This is a genomic window from Shewanella maritima (assembly GCF_004295345.1).
GTDB lineage: Bacteria > Pseudomonadota > Gammaproteobacteria > Enterobacterales > Shewanellaceae > Shewanella > Shewanella maritima.
In genome coordinates this window covers 875,128-893,446 of record NZ_CP036200.1, presented here as the reverse complement: position 1 = coordinate 893,446, position 18,319 = coordinate 875,128, and the positions used below count along the sequence as shown (strand labels likewise).

General features: G+C 44.0%; 12 protein-coding genes, 4 tRNA genes and 1 pseudogene. 6 read left to right on the top strand and 11 right to left on the bottom strand.

Going from position 1 to position 18,319, the window contains the following annotated elements:
* Positions 1–195 precede the first annotated feature (195 nt).
* Positions 196–954 (top strand): hypothetical protein, encoded by a 759-nt coding sequence (locus EXU30_RS03815; RefSeq protein ID WP_130597894.1) that lies wholly within the window; start codon positions 196–198, stop codon positions 952–954.
* A 16-nt stretch (positions 955–970) separates the two neighbouring features.
* Here the strand turns inward: EXU30_RS03815 and EXU30_RS03810 are convergent, their stop codons facing one another.
* The 3 genes from EXU30_RS03810 to EXU30_RS03800 all read right to left on the bottom strand — a co-directional run bounded on the left by EXU30_RS03810 (position 971) and on the right by EXU30_RS03800 (position 2,472).
* Positions 971–2,038, bottom strand: a complete 1,068-nt coding sequence (locus EXU30_RS03810; protein ID WP_130597893.1) for a sensor domain-containing diguanylate cyclase — start codon at positions 2,036–2,038, stop codon at positions 971–973.
* 275 nt (positions 2,039–2,313) lie between these two features.
* Positions 2,314–2,389: transfer RNA gene (locus EXU30_RS03805), tRNA-Thr, on the bottom strand.
* 7 nt (positions 2,390–2,396) lie between these two features.
* A tRNA-Phe gene (locus tag EXU30_RS03800) sits at positions 2,397–2,472 on the bottom strand.
* Positions 2,473–2,761: 289 nt separating this feature from the next.
* Here EXU30_RS03800 and EXU30_RS03795 point away from each other — a divergent pair.
* Positions 2,762–3,490 carry an outer membrane protein gene (locus EXU30_RS03795; protein WP_130597892.1) on the top strand — a complete coding sequence of 243 codons (729 nt, stop codon included), beginning with the start codon at positions 2,762–2,764 and terminating at the stop codon, positions 3,488–3,490.
* Positions 3,491–3,611: 121 nt separating this feature from the next.
* Here EXU30_RS03795 and iadA read toward each other — a convergent pair whose 3' ends face one another.
* The 3 genes from iadA to EXU30_RS03780 all read right to left on the bottom strand — a co-directional run bounded on the left by iadA (position 3,612) and on the right by EXU30_RS03780 (position 9,327).
* Positions 3,612–4,742: a beta-aspartyl-peptidase gene (iadA, locus tag EXU30_RS03790; RefSeq protein WP_130597891.1), complete on the bottom strand. Its 1,131-nt coding sequence runs from the start codon at positions 4,740–4,742 to the stop codon at positions 3,612–3,614.
* Positions 4,743–4,763: 21 nt separating this feature from the next.
* Entirely contained in the window at positions 4,764–6,266 is a 1,503-nt protein-coding gene (gene yfcC, locus EXU30_RS03785) for a putative basic amino acid antiporter YfcC (RefSeq protein ID WP_130597890.1), read from the bottom strand.
* A gap of 145 nt (positions 6,267–6,411) precedes the next feature.
* Entirely contained in the window at positions 6,412–9,327 is a 2,916-nt protein-coding gene (locus EXU30_RS03780) for a TonB-dependent receptor domain-containing protein (protein ID WP_130597889.1), read from the bottom strand.
* Positions 9,328–9,721: 394 nt separating this feature from the next.
* On the opposite strand from EXU30_RS03780, the gene EXU30_RS03775 reads away from it, so the two are divergent.
* Both EXU30_RS03775 and EXU30_RS03770 read left to right on the top strand, forming a co-directional pair.
* Positions 9,722–10,123, top strand: coding sequence for a hypothetical protein (locus EXU30_RS03775; protein WP_130597888.1), 402 nt, complete (start codon positions 9,722–9,724; stop codon positions 10,121–10,123).
* A complete protein-coding gene (locus tag EXU30_RS03770; protein ID WP_130597887.1) occupies positions 10,057–11,541 on the top strand; it encodes a cyanophycinase in 1,485 nt (494 codons plus the stop codon). Before EXU30_RS03775 ends, EXU30_RS03770 begins: the two co-directional genes overlap by 67 nt.
* Positions 11,542–11,790: 249 nt before the next feature.
* On the opposite strand, the gene EXU30_RS03765 is transcribed toward EXU30_RS03770, so the two are convergent.
* Together EXU30_RS03765 and EXU30_RS03760 are read right to left on the bottom strand one after the other, a co-directional pair.
* A tRNA-Thr gene (locus EXU30_RS03765) sits at positions 11,791–11,866 on the bottom strand.
* 7 nt (positions 11,867–11,873) lie between these two features.
* Positions 11,874–11,949, bottom strand: a tRNA-Phe gene (locus EXU30_RS03760).
* A gap of 459 nt (positions 11,950–12,408) precedes the next feature.
* On the opposite strand from EXU30_RS03760, the gene EXU30_RS03755 reads away from it, so the two are divergent.
* Together EXU30_RS03755 and EXU30_RS03750 are read left to right on the top strand one after the other, a co-directional pair.
* Positions 12,409–12,975, top strand: a complete 567-nt coding sequence (locus tag EXU30_RS03755; protein WP_130597886.1) for a cytochrome b — start codon at positions 12,409–12,411, stop codon at positions 12,973–12,975.
* 118 nt (positions 12,976–13,093) lie between these two features.
* Positions 13,094–13,630 carry a YceI family protein gene (locus tag EXU30_RS03750; RefSeq protein WP_130597885.1) on the top strand — a complete coding sequence of 179 codons (537 nt, stop codon included), beginning with the start codon at positions 13,094–13,096 and terminating at the stop codon, positions 13,628–13,630.
* 152 nt (positions 13,631–13,782) lie between these two features.
* Here EXU30_RS03750 and EXU30_RS03745 read toward each other — a convergent pair whose 3' ends face one another.
* From EXU30_RS03745 to EXU30_RS03735, 3 genes and pseudogenes are all read right to left on the bottom strand, one after another.
* Positions 13,783–16,194, bottom strand: a complete 2,412-nt coding sequence (locus EXU30_RS03745) for a GH36-type glycosyl hydrolase domain-containing protein (protein ID WP_207234096.1) — start codon at positions 16,192–16,194, stop codon at positions 13,783–13,785.
* 61 nt (positions 16,195–16,255) lie between these two features.
* Positions 16,256–17,553: pseudogene (locus tag EXU30_RS03740) on the bottom strand (MFS transporter).
* 317 nt (positions 17,554–17,870) lie between these two features.
* Positions 17,871–18,149: an oxidative damage protection protein gene (locus EXU30_RS03735; protein ID WP_130597884.1), complete on the bottom strand. Its 279-nt coding sequence runs from the start codon at positions 18,147–18,149 to the stop codon at positions 17,871–17,873.
* Positions 18,150–18,319: the final 170 nt, after the last annotated feature.

Genomic DNA, 18,319 nt, shown 5'->3' with positions numbered 1-18,319 from the left:
TGTTTAACCATGCGTTTCCTTAGCTTTATTTCGCCTGCCTATTGTATGCTGTGCGCACTTAGCCTTACCTTTTTTACGCAAAGTGCACTGGCAAAATGTGATACGCCAAGGGTGTTTAAGCCCTGGATTTCGCAAGGGGTCAATAGCGATGTTAAAAGTATATTCAAGATAAAGGGCATCGCAATTGGGGATGATATGAATCAGTCGATGGCGAAACTATGTGATAAGCAATTTACTATCAAAAGCATGCGTCAGGGGCGATTAGTGTCATTAGGGAGTAAAGTTAGCCAAAACGGTGTTGAGCTGACAGAAAGCATTAACCTGGGAGTGGCTGACTATAGCTCTGACGTTATTTACTCAAGCAATTATATTCTGTCTAGTCACAGACAAAAGTCTAGCTTAACCTCGTTTGAGTCTATGTATGAATTATTAACGCGCAAGTATGGTCAAAGTGCTAGTTATCAAAACATTGTAGAAGCATCATCGCGCTACTGGCAGCATCAACTGCAGGTGAAGCTTTCGCACCTTGAGCAGCGTTTAGCGAGTGATTTAGCTCAGTGCAAGTCAGAAAGTTGTACTCAAGGAGCGAATTATCAAGCTGATAAGAAAATGCAGCAATTGGAAAAGCAATATCAAGATAAGATAATGACTGAGCCAATGCTTTGCTACGACAAGTTACCGTTAAATGATGATAAGGATTACTGCTTTAAGCTGAGAAAAGGTGAAATGACAGAAGGCGAGCGGGGCATTTATGTTTCTTTAAGCGGCAGGCGTGGCACCAACAGCGATAGATGTGTGGTGTGGTTTAATGGTAGCGATATTATTGAGGCTTGCACCCAAACCAGTGCAAACCGTTTTATTGTGAGAGCTGAGAGTTTCGCTGTACGTCATTGGCTTAAACAGTATCAATTGCAGCAGCACGCATCACAGCCAAAGCTCGACATTGAGCTTTAGTTTGGATAAGAGGTTTTTAAAATTGGTGCTCAGTAGTAATCAAGCGGTTACGACCTTGAGCTTTGGCGTCATATAAGGCGTTATCGGCAATGGAAATCGCATCGTCAATAATCTTGTCTATATTTAATGATCTGGATGAATGGTGCAGCATTGCCTTAAAATCAAAGCTGCATGAGCCAATCGATACTGTGATTGGATTATTGGTCAGTTTGATTTGACCAATATCATTCATAATTCTTCGGCTAACTTTTTGACAGCCACTTTCCTGGGTGTCAGGTAACCACAATAAAAACTCCTCACCACCGAAGCGGGCGACTAAATCGTAATCTCTTAGCCCTGAGTTAATCACTTTAGCAACCTCTGTAAGCGCTTGATCACCCGTTTGATGGCCATAGGCGTCATTAAGCTGCTTGAAGTTGTCAATGTCAATAAGCGCTAGTGTGCCTTGGCCTTTGACTCTACTGAGCCTGTTGATGTCTTTTTGCAGCGTTTTGCGCATACCGCGACGGTTAGGGATTTCGGTTAGCGAATCAAAATCAGCGAGCTGACGCAGTTCTTCGTTTAATGCTTTTAATTGTTGTTCTTGCTCGCGGCGAATGAGCTCGACTTCAATCCAAGATGCCATTAACTGCAATGCGTCAATGTCGACCTCTTTAAAGTGGCGAGTGTATGGCTTTGGGCTGGAAAAGTTAAGCGTGCCATAAAGCTGACCATTAAGACGTAGTGGAATGCCAATGTACGACTCAAGCCCAAACGCCTTGTAGGCTGGATGACTGGCATACTTATCATCTTTTCCCATGTGCTCAATACTAATTGGTCCCTGCGCTTTGCAGGTGATATTGCAATAGCTCTCACCAAAATCGAAACAATCACCTGACTTGAGCGAAACATCATCGGGTGTGACACAGTGCTCGACTAGGTAGTTGTCTCCTTCAATATTGGAAAGAATACCAATATCTAGCTCAAAACGTTCAAGCCCCATTTTTAGCAACTCAGAAAGTTGCTGCTCAAACCCCTGATGATGGCTTTGAGTGATCTGATATAGTCTGCGGATAACTAATTCACTACTGGATTTATTTGTCATTATTATTGTCCGAGTCGGTTAGCCTAATTACTGTGCCGATTTTTAACTAAAGCACTTTGTCTCATAAAGAGTGGCTTGCAAAAGTAGGGCAAGCCAATATCAAAACATATTGTTACATAGTTGTTAAATATAAAGTAAGGTAATTGATTGTTCTAGCAATTACATAGAACAATTTGCCGGACGTTATTCCGCAAGACGCTAATTGATAGCTTTGAAGGCTGCTTTGCAGTTTCTTCAGGTGAAAAAAAACCACTCGATTGAGTGGTTTCTTTATATGGTGCCGGCACCAAGAGTCGAACTCGGGACCTACTGATTACAAGTCAGTTGCTCTACCAACTGAGCTATGCCGGCTAAATAGTGGTGCCCGAACCCGGAATCGAACCAGGGACACGAGGATTTTCAATCCTCTGCTCTACCAACTGAGCTATTCGGGCAACAAACGTCAGTGTTTGTCGTCTACTTCAAAGTTGAGCAACTCATTTTATGACGAGCACTGCACCTTCGAAGTGGGGCACATAATATAGATATGAATTTTATCCTGCAAGCGCTTTTTTTAGTTTTTTAAACTAAAAATGTTAACTGCTCAAAAAGCTAGCGCTTACTCGAATGGGGGAAGTGACACTGGCTTTGGATAAAACTCTCCTATCTATATGACTTAAGTGGTGAATTACCAAAGAGTGATGTAGGCTAGTGCTTTCAAGGAGCATTCTTATAAGGAAATATATGAACAATAAACTAGGTTTATTGGCCGCAGTATTGTTGCCTAGTGTTTTACATAGCGACAGTGTTTTTGCACAACAGGTTGAACCTTCAGCTGACATAGAGTTGGCGAGTAAACCGACCTCAAAAGCTCAAAACGAAACAACACAGCTTAGTTCTTCAATTCCCCCAAAATGGTTAGTCGAGTTTGGTGTTCAGTACTTTCAGTATCATGACTTTAGCTACCAAAACTTAGATTTTGGCTTAGAATCTATCTCGGTTCGACTCGCTTTAGGTTACCAGTTTACACCGAATTGGGGAGTAAAGTTTGCAGCCCACACTGGTGAAAGCTGCTGGTTAACGGATATGTTTGGAGCGTGCACGTCAAGTTCACTCAAAGACGATTCGTTACTCAGAGCTGATTACAGTTCAAAATTATATTCACTAGAGGCGACTTATAGCGCCAATATTTCTGGGAATTGGTATTTTGATGCTTCAATGGGCAGCGTTTATGGAGTTGAGAAATTTGACTTTAGGTCGTGTAAACCTGACGACGGAATAATTTTCAAAGGGTGCGATGAAAGCGAGCCTATCAATAATTACAGCAACACAGAAACCCAATTTAGTTATTTGGCAGGGGTTGCCATTCGATATGCCTTTAACAATTATGTCGGCCTTAAACTCGGTTATACCCATACAGGCATAAATGAGGGAACAAACTCAACTGGTATCTCTATACAAGCGAGATTCTAACTACTTGAGTGATTGAAAAGCTAACCAAAGTAGGATTAGAAACGCCGACTAACTCAATGAGCTAGTCGGCGTTTTGTTGTTTTACACTTTCAACATTCAGGCAGGGTTAGGCTAGATAAGGTTAGGCGAGCTGTTTACCTTTGGCATAAACGGCTTCAATTGTTAAGGTTTCAGCGCATAGCAAGTTAATGTCAGCATCCAGCCCAGGCTTAATTTGCCCTTTGTTTTTTAGCTTTAAGATATTCGCAGGTGATAAGCTAATGCTCGTAAGTGCGTCACTAAGCGGTACATTAAAACACTGTACAGCTTCGACCATGGCTTGATGCAGGCTTTTGACCTCGCCAATTTGCAAATCAGTTAAGTTACCAGCCTCATCAAATACCGGCAGGCTAGCATTGCCATCTGAGCTCATAGTGAGCTGCGATACAGGCACGCCTTGCTCAAGGGCAATGGCTAATGCTTGCGCAGCTTTTACTTCTCCCGATGCCAGAATTTGTTCATTGGTGCTGGTGGTGAAATCAATCACGCCGCCTGCTTTTGCTAACTTAATGCCTTGCTCAAGCAATGCTTGAGAGCGGTTGATATGAGTTGGGTAAAATTGCGATAGCGGAATGTCAGTCTGCTCAGCGACTTGATGCAAAAGGCTAACTCCAGACTCGCCATCACCCACATGGACGCTAACAATTCCCACCTTGTTAGATAGCATGCCGCCAACACGTGCTTCAGATGCTGCTTTTGCAAGTTCTTGCACAGTAAGCTGCGAGCCACGGTGGTCGGCAATGGCAACCTCGCCAATGCCAATAAACTTGTCGATAAGCATAATGTCTTTGGTGATTGAACCTGTTACAGTCACCGCAGGTAAGTGATATGAGCCTGTGTAGCTATAAACGCTGATCCCTTGCTCTTCAAGGGCGTAACTTTTTGCAAGCAAGTTTTCTAACGAGCGGGTGATTGAATCTGTTCCTAGCACACCAATGACAGTTGTTACGCCGCCTTCAATGGCTTCATTGATGGTCATCTCCGGGGTGCGAGTCCCATAGCCGCCTTCACCGCCGCCACCAGTAATATGTACTAAAGAGTCGACAAAACCCGGCGTTAAAATCTTGCCCTTTGCGTCGATGACTTCAACGCCATCGTGCTCAAACTGACTCAAGTCATCGGCGACTTCGATGATCTTGCCACCGGCAATCAATACATCTTTGACGCCAAGCTCTTTGGGGGCAAACACGCTTGCCTGCTTAAAAAGTTTCATAAAATAGTCCTAACTGCAGCGTTATGAGAAATTAATAAACACTGCGACGACAATAAATAGGGCGGCGCTAGTCATGATAAGTAACATGAACTTGCTGATAAACTTAGCCCATACCAACCAGTCAATACGAGCAACACCCAAACAGCCAATCAACGACGCCGATGTTGGAATGATAAGGTTAGTTAAGCCGTCACCAAGTTGAAATGCCAATACTGCCACTTGTCTGCTTACGCCAACGAGATCGCCTAGTGGTGCCATTAGTGGCATGGTCAGTGCAGCTTGCCCTGAGCCAGAGGCAATAAAGAAGTTAAATACTGACTGAAAAACAAACATTAACAGTGCAGATAAGGTTGTTGGTAGTTCGCCAATGACGTTGGCAGCGCCGTATAAAACCGTATTGAGTACCGATGCTTCATCGGCCTGATCGCCGCCTAAAATGATCACTATGCCTTTGGCCATACCCACTATCATAGCGGCAGGCAATAAGTCTTTAGCACCTTGTTTAAAGGCATCAGCAACTTCATTCACGCTTAGACGTTTAAAGACTACCGCAATCAAGCCAATGACCACGCCCATGGTGAAAAACTGACTGGCAATTTCTGGAATGTAATACCCTTTAGCTACTACGCCCCAAATCACCCAAATAATAGCTAAGAAAAAGCTCGCTAAAATGGCCGTGTCAGTTTTATCAAACGTGCTAGCAGTACTTGGCGTTTCGCTTTTATAGGTTTTGTCAACTAGATAGTTAGCTGAAAGCTCTGGCTTGGCCTTAATATTTGCCGCATAACGCATGGTGAATACAACACCGATTGCAGTTAATACAAACCACATGATGACGCGAAACTCCATACCAGACATTAAAGGTATATCTGCAATGCCTTGGGCAATTGCCACACTAAATGGGTTCATCCATGAGGCGGCAAAACCAATTTGGGTGGCAACGTAGGTGACCATGACAGTGGTGATAGAGTCATAGCCAATTGCCAGCATTAATGGCAATAGCACAATACAAAATGCGATGGCTTCTTCGCCCATTCCAAAAATCGCGCCGCCCAGTGAAAATAGGGTAAATAGTATGGGAATAAACAACACTTCGAGCTTTTGCGTTTTGCTGATAAGCGCTATCACCCCATTATTAATGGAGCCGGTTTTCATTACGATACCAAAGGCGCCGCCAGTGAGAATGATGAACATCATCACCCCGATTGCAGAGCCCCATTTATCGCCTGAAACCATGCCTTCAAAGGCAAAGTTTAAAAATCCTGCGTTGCCACCATCGGCAAATAGCGGTACGCCTTGAAAGTCTTCAACCACTTGATAGCTATCGGAGACTAACACTTTCTTGCCCGTATCCTGGTTAATTTCGGTGGCAAACTTACCTGCAGGGATAATGTGGGTCGCAATTGCCGCGACTAACACGACAAAGAATAAGATGATAAAGGCATCAGGCATCGACTTAGAGTTAACCGGCTCGGTATTAATCGACTTGGTTTTATCGCTGCCTTGGCTTTTTGGGTCTGTCATTGAGAGCACTCTTAATTATTTTTGTTGGCTATTCTAACGCAAACAGTCGCGTGTATATAACAGGTGCCTAGGGAAAGAGCTTGCCTAGGCAAATGAATTGCCCAGGCAAGTTGTGGTTAGGTTATTTAACCAGAGTTCAGATTATCTAAAAGAAATAGCTAAATGACACTTTATAGTTAGCACCTAGGGCGTTGTGATTAATGGAATCAAAACCGCGGCGCGAACCATAAGCTACAGATGGTTTCTCGTTAAATAGATTATTGATAGTGAGATTAATATTCATGTTATCAAAGTCATAGCCTAGGTTAGCGCGCACTGTTGTCCATGAATCTACATCTCGCTCGCCATTGGCATCTAACTCACCCAAATCTTCCAGCTCATCGATATTTCGTCCTCTTAACCCAGAAATGTCATCGGCATAGCTGTCAGTGTATTGCGCAGTTAAACTGGCGTAGAAGTCTTGCTGTACCCAACCAACTCTGAAATTGGCAATGTTTTGCGGGTAACGCCAGGTGCCAATTAACTCTTCAACTTCATCAGAGCCAGGCTTGTTACGCTCGAACTCAAGATAATGTGTCGCATCTAGCGATAATGACAAGCGGCCAAGTTCGAATTCAAAATCATGGCTCATTGCCAGATCTATGCCTCTTACGGTTTGTTTACCCGTGTTTTGCAATTGAATGATATGGTCGCGATATAGTGGCAGTTCAGCATCACGTGGGTTATCGAAATCGACCCATGCATCAAGGATCTCTGTTAAGTTTGCGCCAGCTTGCTCGATGGTTAAGCCTGAATTGTCCGTTACTAAGCATAGGTCTTCAACGTATGAAATCCCCATTTGTCCTTCAGGCACGATGCCGCAATGGCGCAGCGTATGGTCGGTAATTGCCGCATCAAGCACGGCTGTCATGTCAGTATCAACAAGGTCATCATGCTCAAATTGCCAATAATCAAGGGTCAGGTTAGTGTCTTGAGTTGGACTAAATGCGAGGCCAAAGCTAAGGGATTCAGACTCTTCTGCACGTAAGTTTTTGTTACCTAGTTCAAGTACATTCGGGCTAGACTCAAAGCTTTCACCACTGCAGTACAAGTCCGCAACCGCTTGATTGGCTCCGCAGTCATAGGTTGCCGTGGTGGTTCTAAGTTTTACACCAGCTTGTGTCAGCGATGGTGCTCTAAATGAGGTTGACCATGAACCACGTAACACCAAAGAGTCTACAGGGCGGTAACTAAAGCCGATTTTGGGATTAAAAGTATCGCCAAAATCATCATAGTTGTCGTAGCGTCCTGCGACCTGCATTTCTAGGCGGTCGGTAAGTGGAATGTGGAATTCGGCGAAAGCGGCAAACTGTTGACGCTTCGCTTCTGACAGACTTGAGCCAAAGCCAAATACATCAACAAGGTATTCATCTTCAGCGCGGGCACGGGAATTCTCAGAAGGAACGTCAGTGATTTCTTCTTTGCGTATTTCAGTGCCAAAAGCCGCCATGACATAGTTATCGCCGAGCTCAAATAACTCCCCTGAAATGCTCGCATCCCAGGCATAAACGGTACTCTTACCATCACGAGTTGGCTGTTCTTGCGTCATGGCAAGGACACTGTCATTGGAACTATCACCCGTTAAAAACGGGTTGTACATGGCAACTAAATCTCCACTGGCGCAGCTCAAATCGTTACCGTCAAAGCTTGCGATAGTGCCATCGCTACATAGCTCTCCTGCTAGCGCGGCGTGGTATTTATAGCGATTATAAATGCCAGCAATGGCTTGTTGCTCTGATTTTGATTGCGACAGGGTGATCCCGCTTTGCCAGTCCCAACCTTTGATTTGACCTTCTAAGCTGGAAACTAAGCGAAATGCGTTGGTTTCAACTTCAACCGTACGAGGTGATGCAAAGCGGGCATCAAATCGAAAACCGTATAGCTGCTGCCCTGCTTGCGTTAGCTCAGGGAAAGGGTCGATATACATTTGGTCGAGCAGGTCATTACGTGTTTGTTCATCAAACGCATCAAGAGCCGACTCATCTACCCATGGGCCTTCGCCATCATCGATATCGTTAATTGGTGCAGGGGAAGATACCGCTACAGATTTAGTGCGGCTGTAGAAAAAGTCTGTATTCCAGGTTATCTCTCCGATGTCTTTAGTAAAGATAAATCCTGTTGAAGCACTTTCAAGCTCGCTTATCAGCTCGTCATCTTGGTTGCTGTAATAAGCACAAATTTGTTCGCCATACTCGGTCGTGACTAGTTCAGTAGCACAGTTTGGTGCGCCGATTTCGTCGCCAGAAACGGCTGAATAATAATAAATATTTGGTGTGTTTTTTGGTAGATATGAATAGTTACTTACCAAGGCTGGATTGCGGGTAAAGTCACGGTCTTGGGCGTCAAAGCTATTACGGTCATAGTAGTCGCCAAACAGGGTTAACCTGCCTCCTAGTAGCTCTGTGCCCCATACCGCATTGAGGTTGTATCTGCCTTCGTCGCTACCGGCAAAGCTGTTCCCATAAGACAGATTGACTTCAGCGCCTTGGTAGTCTGTTTTTAGGATATAGTTGATTACCCCAGCAACCGCATCGGCGCCGTAAATTGCTGACGCGCCTGTTGCCAAGACTTCAATTCTTTCAATTGCGGCTAGCGGAATGCTATTTACGTCGACAAAGTTCTGCGTACCTGATGCAAATGAACTGGCAGCAACTCGGCGACCATTGATTAACGTTAATGTGGAGCTTGGGCCTAAGCCGCGAAGTGAGGCCGCAGCTTGCCCAGCAGGAGTTGAGGTAGATGTAGCGCCACTTTCTGATGTGGTAAACGAACCTTCACCGCCGCGAGTTTGGGTGATTTGGCTCATAAGCTCGGAAATGGTCGAAGCACCAGAGTCTTTAATATCTTGGCTTGAAATGACCACCATAGGCTGCATGCCTTCTAGATCGACACCTTTGATTTGACTACCAGTAACAGTGATTTTTTCGACCGGCTGGGTATCTTGCTCTGCAGCAAAGGTAAGGTTGGTACAGCAAAGGCTAGCTAGCGCAAGGGCAATAGTGTTGGGTTTGAACAGAGTCATGTTATCTACCTTCCTAAATTCCAGACGCACCTGTGATCTATTTTTGTGCCGTGCGCGGAAATAAAAAATGAATAATATTTTTTAGATAGTGAGCTACGAATGACAAAACGTCTTCGAAACAATAGCTTGCTTCAAATGTTTATTCGTCAAACCACTCCGAAAGGTAGTAGTTTTGATAAGAATATGTTGATAGCGAGAATGCTTTCTTGTACATATAAAAATATCTTATCTCAAACTTCGGGAGTCTATGACATCCCTAGATGGGTGAATAGGATGCTTGTTGGCGCAAGCAATTTTTCGTTCTCTTTTTTTAGAATTACCCCTGATAGAATTTGTTGTCAATAGCGTTTTTGCAAAATTCTATCAACATTATGTTTACACAAGGAATTGAAAAATGCTGCGCACGCCATCGATACTTCTTGCCGGTTTAGTTTTCTCGTTTTCCAGCTTTGCCGATGAGTTTGGTCAAAATGCCAAGCTGTTTTTGGTTGGTGGAGGGCTAAAAACTTGCTCATCTATGTCTCCAATCCAATGTTTATCCGATGATTTTATTCACGAGTCCGACAAATCCCGTCCCTTGTATCAAGTGTCAAAAGACAATATTGATTTCCTGTTTCAACATTGGGCACAAGGTCATCTTGAGCATCAAAAGCATTCGCTGAAGCGGTTGTTAATTGATATGCACCGTGACAATCCTGGCGTATTGACCAAGTCGCGGTTACGCAGTTTATGGCTTGCCAATGGGGCAAAAAGCTGGTTAATCAACTGGCCGATCGTGAGTTTTATTTGCTGTTAGATGCGCTAGAACTTGGTTTGGTTGATGACAAAGGTTTTCGTCGCCAAGAGCGGGTCTCTGTTGCTAATACTCGCAATCCATTTTCAAAGGAAGTGTTTAATCGCTTCACCCAACTTGCAGCTGTAAAAGCCAAAATAAAACAAAGAACTAAACCAAAAATTCTAGTGGTGACTGCTTCAGCGCGTGACCCATTTGAAGCGGTAGATTTTTATCAAAGTGTGTTCGCTGAAACTGGCGCCGAGGTCAGCTGGTTGCCAATAGATGCTGCGCTAAATACACTCTGGCAACAGCAAGGAACCGAGGTAGCTGGTTGTACGCAGTTGGAGCAATATCAAGCCGAGGTACTAGGCACAATAAAGCGCAAGTTTGTGTATCCCGATCATTATTTAAACCAGCAACAATGGTGCCGTGAGCCTGCAGCTTTTATCAATGCGATTGAACAAGCTGATGGCTTATTTATCAACGGCGGCGATCAGTCGCTTACATTACAAGCGTTTAAGAACAAAGATGGGACTGACAACGCGCTTCTGAAGGCCGTTCGTAAGCAGCTTGAGCAAAATCAGCTTATTGTTGGCGGCACTAGCGCAGGCACAGCTGTGATGTCTGGTGGCGTCTATCAACAAAAGCAGGTTCCTATGATCACTAACGGCCGCAGTGAAGTTGCACTACTTAGAGGGGCGAAAGCAGATGTGTTGCCAAGTGCTGGCTGCAATAAAGATAACCAATGTGGTGAGCTACTTAATGATGATTTAACCTATAACAGTCAAGGCGGAATGGGTCTGTTCAAGTGGGGCATTATGGACACCCATTTCTCTGAGCGCGGCAGGCAAGGGCGATTGGTAAAGTTGGTTACTGATACTCAGTCTAGATTTGCTTTTGGCGTTGATGAAGCCACTGCATTAGTGGTGTCGTGGCAGTCTAAAGAGCAGCTTGAAATGCAGGTTGTTGGTCAAACTGGTGTGTTTGTTGTTGAAAATAAACTTGCTGATGGCGGCAAGAAAAACCAAGTTTTGACTCATTTTGCTACCCGAGACGATCGCATGCGTTTGCAAGCTGATAAGTTAACTATTGATTTTGCCAGTTGGAAACAAGCATCCTCCGTGAGCGATGAGCAAGTAAAAGCTACCACCTCAGTCACTGAGTCCGTCACTTTGCCAGTAACGTTGTCAAGAAGCGCTGAAGTTGATGATATTTTTGCGGGTGAAAATTATCTAAAAGCGGCGCATAACCTATGTAACTCTGCTGACAAATCACTAATGTTTACTAGTCATTTTCAAGGTAAGCAAATAGAGTTAACACTAACAAAGGCGGAGCATTGGCAACAGGCAAGTGGCGTAATAGAGTCTGATAACACAAATAAAGATTACTGTAGCTATCAGAATATGGCGTTTGACTATCAACTACGTTATACCAATTAGCACAAGTATTTGATCATTCTTACTGGTTACTTTTTATTGGTAAAAATGGCTTATAACTTCGTTAGAAATTTTGTAGGTAGGGCAACTAGCTAGCTGCAATTTCCGCCTTGTTCTAAGCGATTTTCCCTGCGTAATCTCTGAACACTTATTTATCCCAATTGGTATTTAGTTGCAGTCAGTGGAACTACAAATAGTGCAATTAAGTGCAAAAAACAAAAAAGCCACTCGATTGAGTGGCTTCGTTGTATATGGTGCCGGCACCAAGAGTCGAACTCGGGACCTACTGATTACAAGTCAGTTGCTCTACCAACTGAGCTATGCCGGCTAAATAGTGGTGCCCGAACCCGGAATCGAACCAGGGACACGAGGATTTTCAATCCTCTGCTCTACCAACTGAGCTATTCGGGCAACAAACGTCAGTGTTTGTCGTCTACTTCAAACATTGACCGTGGCTTGTAAGCCCTGTCTCGTTTGGAGTGCGCACATATTATAGCGGTGGTTTTCATCGTGCAAGTGCTTTTTAATGGGTTTATTGTCGTTAGCCTAGTTAATGCGCAAATTGTTCAGTGTTTAACTGTTTTAAGGTTAGCTTAGCTTGCAGTTGCTAGTGTTGAGGCTTATTCACCGCATTTGAATCAATGTTACTCAGCCTTACTTGGTGTCGCCTATGACTGCTATTTTAGGGAGTACAAACCTTATGTTTGATTAACTGCATAGAGTTTAATTCTAAAAAATAGAATGTTAATGGCGAATTTTTGCGATTTAAATCTAAAAAATGGGTCTATAGAATGAGTTCAACAATTAAACAAGACACTAAATAAATGCACACAGCTATTAGCAGTAAGCGCAGGAGTTAAAGGGAGTTCAATGTTCAAGAATACAAATCAAGGTTATGGCTGGGTTGCCATAGGATTGCACTGGATGTCAGCTATTACGGTAATTGGCTTGTTTGCGGTTGGCTTTTGGATGGTCGAACTAACTTATTACAGTAAGTGGTATCAGGTAGCGCCTCATTGGCATAAAAGTATCGGCTTGATGCTGTTATTGGCAACAGTGATACGAATCGCTTGGAAACAGCTAAATCCTAAAGTCAGTAAAGCTGCAGAGCATAAAGCTTGGGAGCAAAAGGCGGCAAGCATTGCTCATGGTCTTATCTACATGCTGTTATTCACGATTATGGTGTCAGGTATTTTGATTTCGACAGCAGATGGCCGCGGAATTTTAGTTTTTGATTGGTTTGAGCTGCCATCACCGGGTTTACTGTTTGGTAAAGAGCAGCTGTTTGAAAATCAGGCCGATATTGCTGGGTTAATTCATCAGTACGCAGCTTATAGCTTAATTGCACTCGTTGTTGTCCATGGTGCAGGCGCGATTAAGCACCATTTTGTCGACAAAGATAACACCCTTAAACGTATGCTACGCCCAGAAAAGTAGGCGTAGCCCCACAACACAGTTTCATTAATTTAGATAAAGGAATAGCAATGAAAAAATCACTCTTTGGTAAATCACTCTTTGGTAAGTCAATAGTAGGCCTAGTTGCCGCAACCAGTTTATTAGGGCATCGTTTAGCGCTAATGCCGCTGACTACAAAATTGATACGCAAGGTGCCCATGCATTTATTCAATTCAAAGTGAGCCACTTGGGCTACAGCTTCGTGATGGGGCGTTTTAATGAGTTTTCTGGCGACTTTAGTTATGACAAGGACAATCTAGCTGCTGGTAAAATCAACGTAACGATTAATACCAAAAGCGTTGATTCAAACCATGCTGAGCGCGACAAGCATTTGCGCGGCTCTGATTTTTTAAATACCAGCAAGCACCCTCAAGCAAGCTTTGTATCGACATCAATTGAAGATAAAGGCAACGGTAAGCTGGTGGTTAATGGTGACTTTACCTTTAATGGAGTGACTAAGCCGTTGGCGATCGATGCTGTAATGGTGGGCGAGGGCAAAGATCCTTGGGGCGGCTACCGCGCGGGTTTTACCGGTACTACTCGCTTTAAGATGAAAGATTACGGTGTGAAGATGGATCTTGGCCCTGCATCTGCCTATGTGGATCTTGAGTTAGTAGTTGAGGGTATTAAGCAGTAATTTTGCTCGGGTAGCTAACGCTCGTAAAGCGGTAAACTATCAGGTTAAATTTGAGATAATCCAAGTAAAAGCACAAGCATATTAGCTTGTGCTTTTTTGTTCTGTCTCACCCTGAAAGTGCCTGTTTATTCGCCGTAACCTCGCTCACCAACTTAACTCAGCTCTACGTAAACCTTGTAGTGCTTACCCGCCTCGATATCGTCAATGATATTGCCAACAATCGGCTGTCCATTTAAGCGAACTTTAACTGTGCTGGTGGCTTCACTCGATTGGCTTTGCTTATAGTAAACCTCGAAGGTTGCGCCGCGAAAACGGCGTTTGACACTAGCCCTAGGCCAGTTACTCGGCAGCTGCGGCGCAATCTTTAAACCTCGCTCACAGCCTTGCAATCCAAACAGTTTTTCAATTAAACATCGGTAATACCAGGCGACTGTGCCTGTGTTAAATAACTGACTTGATTTACCTGCTACATCAGGGTGCTGAAAATAGGCGCCGCGGTAGTAATTTGGAATAAACACAGGGAGTTGCCCACGGGCAACTTGATCGCCTTGCTCGCTGCTAGGCAGCATTTTACTCATAACCTGCCAGGCAATGTCTTTACGCTTATTTGAGTGCTCATCATAAAGCGCGTAGGCATAAAAAATCGCGGCATGATTATAGACGGAGCCGTTTTCAGCGCTTCCTGGGTACTTTTGCGTTACCCTGCCAACATCTTCGCGCATTTGGGTATAACTTGGCGCCAGCATCATAAGCCCAAATGGCGTGAATAGTTGTTGCTGAACTTGATCAATCATAGATTGGCTTTGCTGTTCATCACTGGCATTTGCCAGCAGGGCAAAGCTTTGTGGGTTGGCATAGATACGGCCCTCAACATCATCACTAATGCCAAATTTTACCCCATCATCAGTAATGCCTCGAGCAAACCAATTGCCATCCCAACAATGTTGGTTGACGCTATCATTTATCTGCAGGGCCAATACAGATAGCTGCTCTGCAAGCTCATGTTCTTGAAGTGTTTCGGCAACAATACTCCATAACCTGAGGGCATAAGAGGTCGCCAAACTTAACCAGCTTGACACCCCTTTACCCTTGTAGCCCACCATGTTCATAGGATCGCACCAGTCGCCCTGGGCGATATAACTCAAGCCGTGATGGTCGCGCTGTTTAACTAACCACTCTAGAGCAAGATTGATGTGCTCAAATACACTTAGCTGTTCGCTACTGTCTTTGAACGGCAGCGTTTGCTGCAGGAATGAATAATCATTGGTTTCATCTAAATAGGCTTGTAAGCAGATCACTAACCATACGCAGTGGTCGGTGTGCGGCACTTGATTAATGTATTTAAGCTCAGCTTGTTCATTGAGTAAGATGCCATCTGGCATCGCCCCCGTTCTATGTTGCTGGCTAAGGGCGGTGATGAATGCATCTTTTGTTGCTTGTGGCTTGATGTACACCATGCCCATGGCATCTTGCAGGTAATTGCGAGTTTGCGGATCGGTAGATAAGCGATTGACATCGCCATGATAAAAAACTTGCCTTGCTAGCCAGTGATTAACAAAGTGATTAAGTTCATCATCAGGCGTGCTAATGTCGATGCAATTGACCGCCTGATCTATGTACTCTTTGAATGCAGTATTCCAACTATCATCGCTCGATAGCCCTGATGATTGCTTGTGCTTTGTCGGCAGATAGTTATCAGATAAGGCTTTTATTTGCGCTTTATTGGCAACTGGCGCAAACACAAACTCAAGCTCATCAGTGCTATGCGCATCAAGCGTCAGTGTAAAGTGCATACTGGCAACCGGTGTTTCATATTTAGCTTCACCGTTGTCTAGCCTCGTGTGCTGTATTGCCTGAGGGTTGGTTAGCCCAGATTCGCCCTCAAATATGGCTTGTCTGGTTTCAAAGCTATCTGGTCTGCGCTGACTGATGAGCACAGTATTGTCTTTATTGCCCTGATTTTTAAAGTAATCAGCGACCTTTTGGTATGGGGTAACGCTTTGGCAGACAATGGCATTAAGCTCGCTATCAAAGAGAGCAGACTGATTCATCCACGACATATAACCTACAGGGAAGTAGCTATAAAGATGCAGCTTGCGCTGTTTGCCTGATAAATCTTTGACGATAATACGCCAAAGCTCAGCGGCGTCATCAACGGGTAGAGTGACGCTCAAGTTTACTTCAAGTTGGTTGTGCTCGATGTGCCAACAAATCTCTGATTGACCTGCAATAAAGTTAAATTTGTCTAACGGCTTTTTGATAGGCGCATAAGGTACAGAAAATAGCTCATTATTGGCTTCATCTTTAATATAAAAAAAACGCCCTGGGTGATGGCTGTAGTAGGGATGCTCAGGTTGGATAAAAGTTGTTGCTTCAATATTGGGCCCTTTAGCGTATTTAGCCGGCTCTGGTTGCATAAACTGCCCAACAGCGTAACCACGGCAATTAAAGCTCACCATCATTTGTTTATTCCACAAAAAGCTTACTGCGTTAGGCATGTCCGTTGGGCTTGTTAGACGCACCTGACCATTTGATTGATAGTCAATCATGTTCAAAATACTCATATCTCTGGCTTAATTAGTTGTCGGGCTGTTTGTTGTTAGTTTTGGAATAAAACACAGCAAATTAGCTGCTTGGCGCACCATGAAGGCTTTGGTTCACCTTATACATGGTGGCTTCATCTAAGCTGTAGCGGCTAATTATCCATACCGAAATAACGGCAAACACAGCGGGAATGAGTGTGTTGAGCAATACAATGCCCATCTCTGAGCTGTCGGATTGAGTCTGATTGGCGACATAGCCCATGCTAGATAAAATCCAGCCCATCATGGCACCAGCAATGGCGCCGCCCAGTTTTTGCGAAAATGCGGCCGCTGAAAAGGTCATGGCTGTGGCGCGGCGACCATTTTGATATTGGCCAAAGTCGGCGGTATCGGCATACATAGAGAACACTAATGGTGATTTGGGGCCTAAACAAAACCCGATTAATGCCTGAGTGACAAATATCAATTCAATACTGGTGGCGGGATAAAATAAAAGCCGATGCAGAGTATGGCGACTGCTGACATTAGGTACATAAGCAGCGGCTTTTTATCAAGGTACTTAGTCATCAAAGGTGTGCTTGCCGCGCCTATAGCTAGCGCTAGCATGTAAGTGGCGGTAAAGCTGCCAATAAGATCTTCACGCCCCACATAATACTTAAAGTAGAAGGTACCTGTACTGGCTCGCAGGGTGATGGTTAACATGATGATAAGCGCGAGCGAGAATAGCACTAACCAGGGTTTATTGCTGATTAAATCTTTAATGTCTTGCGTAATTGAAGAGCGCTGATTGACAGGTGGAGTGATGCGCTCTTTAGTAGCGGCAAAGCTGATATAAAAACACAATGCAGCGACAATACCATAACAAGCCATAGTCAACTGCCAGCCGAGTTTTTCATCGCCTGCGCCGAGCAAATTCACTAGCTCCGGCGTTAAAAAGGCGACTAAGGTACCGCCACTAAACGCGCCGATAAAGCGAAAGCTGGTTAGGGTGGTTCTTTGCTGACTATCAGCGGTAACCACACCTAACAGCGCGCCATAAGGTACATTTATAAAGGTGTACGCTAGCATCATGAAAATGTAAGTGGCATAAGCCCAAATGAGTTTGCCACTATCGCTAAAGTCTGGAACAGTGAAGGTGAGCACACCTGCAGCTGCAATTGGAATGATCCCAAGCAGTAAATAGGGCCTGAATTTACCAAATCGGGTTTGGGTGCGATCAGCTAAAGCGCCCATTAGCGGGTCAGAAAACGCGTCAATTAACCGGGTGACTAACATCATGGTGCCAACGGCAGCAGCAGATAAGCCAAATACGTCGGTGTAAAAGATGAATAGGAATACGTCAAACACGCGCCAATAAAAGTTAGACGCTACATCGCCCATGGCATAGCCTATTTTCTCTTTTAATGGCAATGCTTTTTGAGCATCGTTGGTGTTTGTCATAATGATCATCCATTTTCTATTTACGCTTATTTGTTGCGGCCAAGTCGTTTATATGTGTTGGCTAGACACATTTGACACACTCGACCAAAAAGAAATGAAAGCGCTTACATTTTTATTTTAATGTATGCCATTGATTAGATAATCACCAGTATTATTTTTAATAAAATGTTAATTGAGATGTTTTGAGGCATAAAAATAGCCCGCAGGATGCGGGCTATTTGATATCGGTTTAAGACGGCTTAGTTATCTTAACTATTTTACTCGTCTTCACTTGGTGGTACGTAGCCTTCAATTTCTACGTCTTTACCTTCAAATAAAAAGTTCACCATGTTTTCTTCAAGCATTTTACGGTCGTCAACATTCATCATGTTGAGTTTATGCTCATTGATTAGCATGGTTTGTTTCTTTTGCCATAGGCCCCAAGCTTCTTTACTAACATTGTCAAAAATACGCTTACCTAAATCACCTGGATAGAGTTGGAAGTCTAAGCCATCAGCTTCTTTTTTAAGGTAAACACAATTAACGGTACGAGCCATGATTACTCCTTTACTGGACGGTTGGCTATATGAGGCAATGATACCAATCAGCACAAGTATGTGATCATTCTTACTGGCTAAAATCGCTTATAACTTCGTTAGAAATTTTGAAGCTAGAACAACTAGCTCGCTACAATTTCTGTCTTGTTCTAAGCGATTTTTCCGGCGTA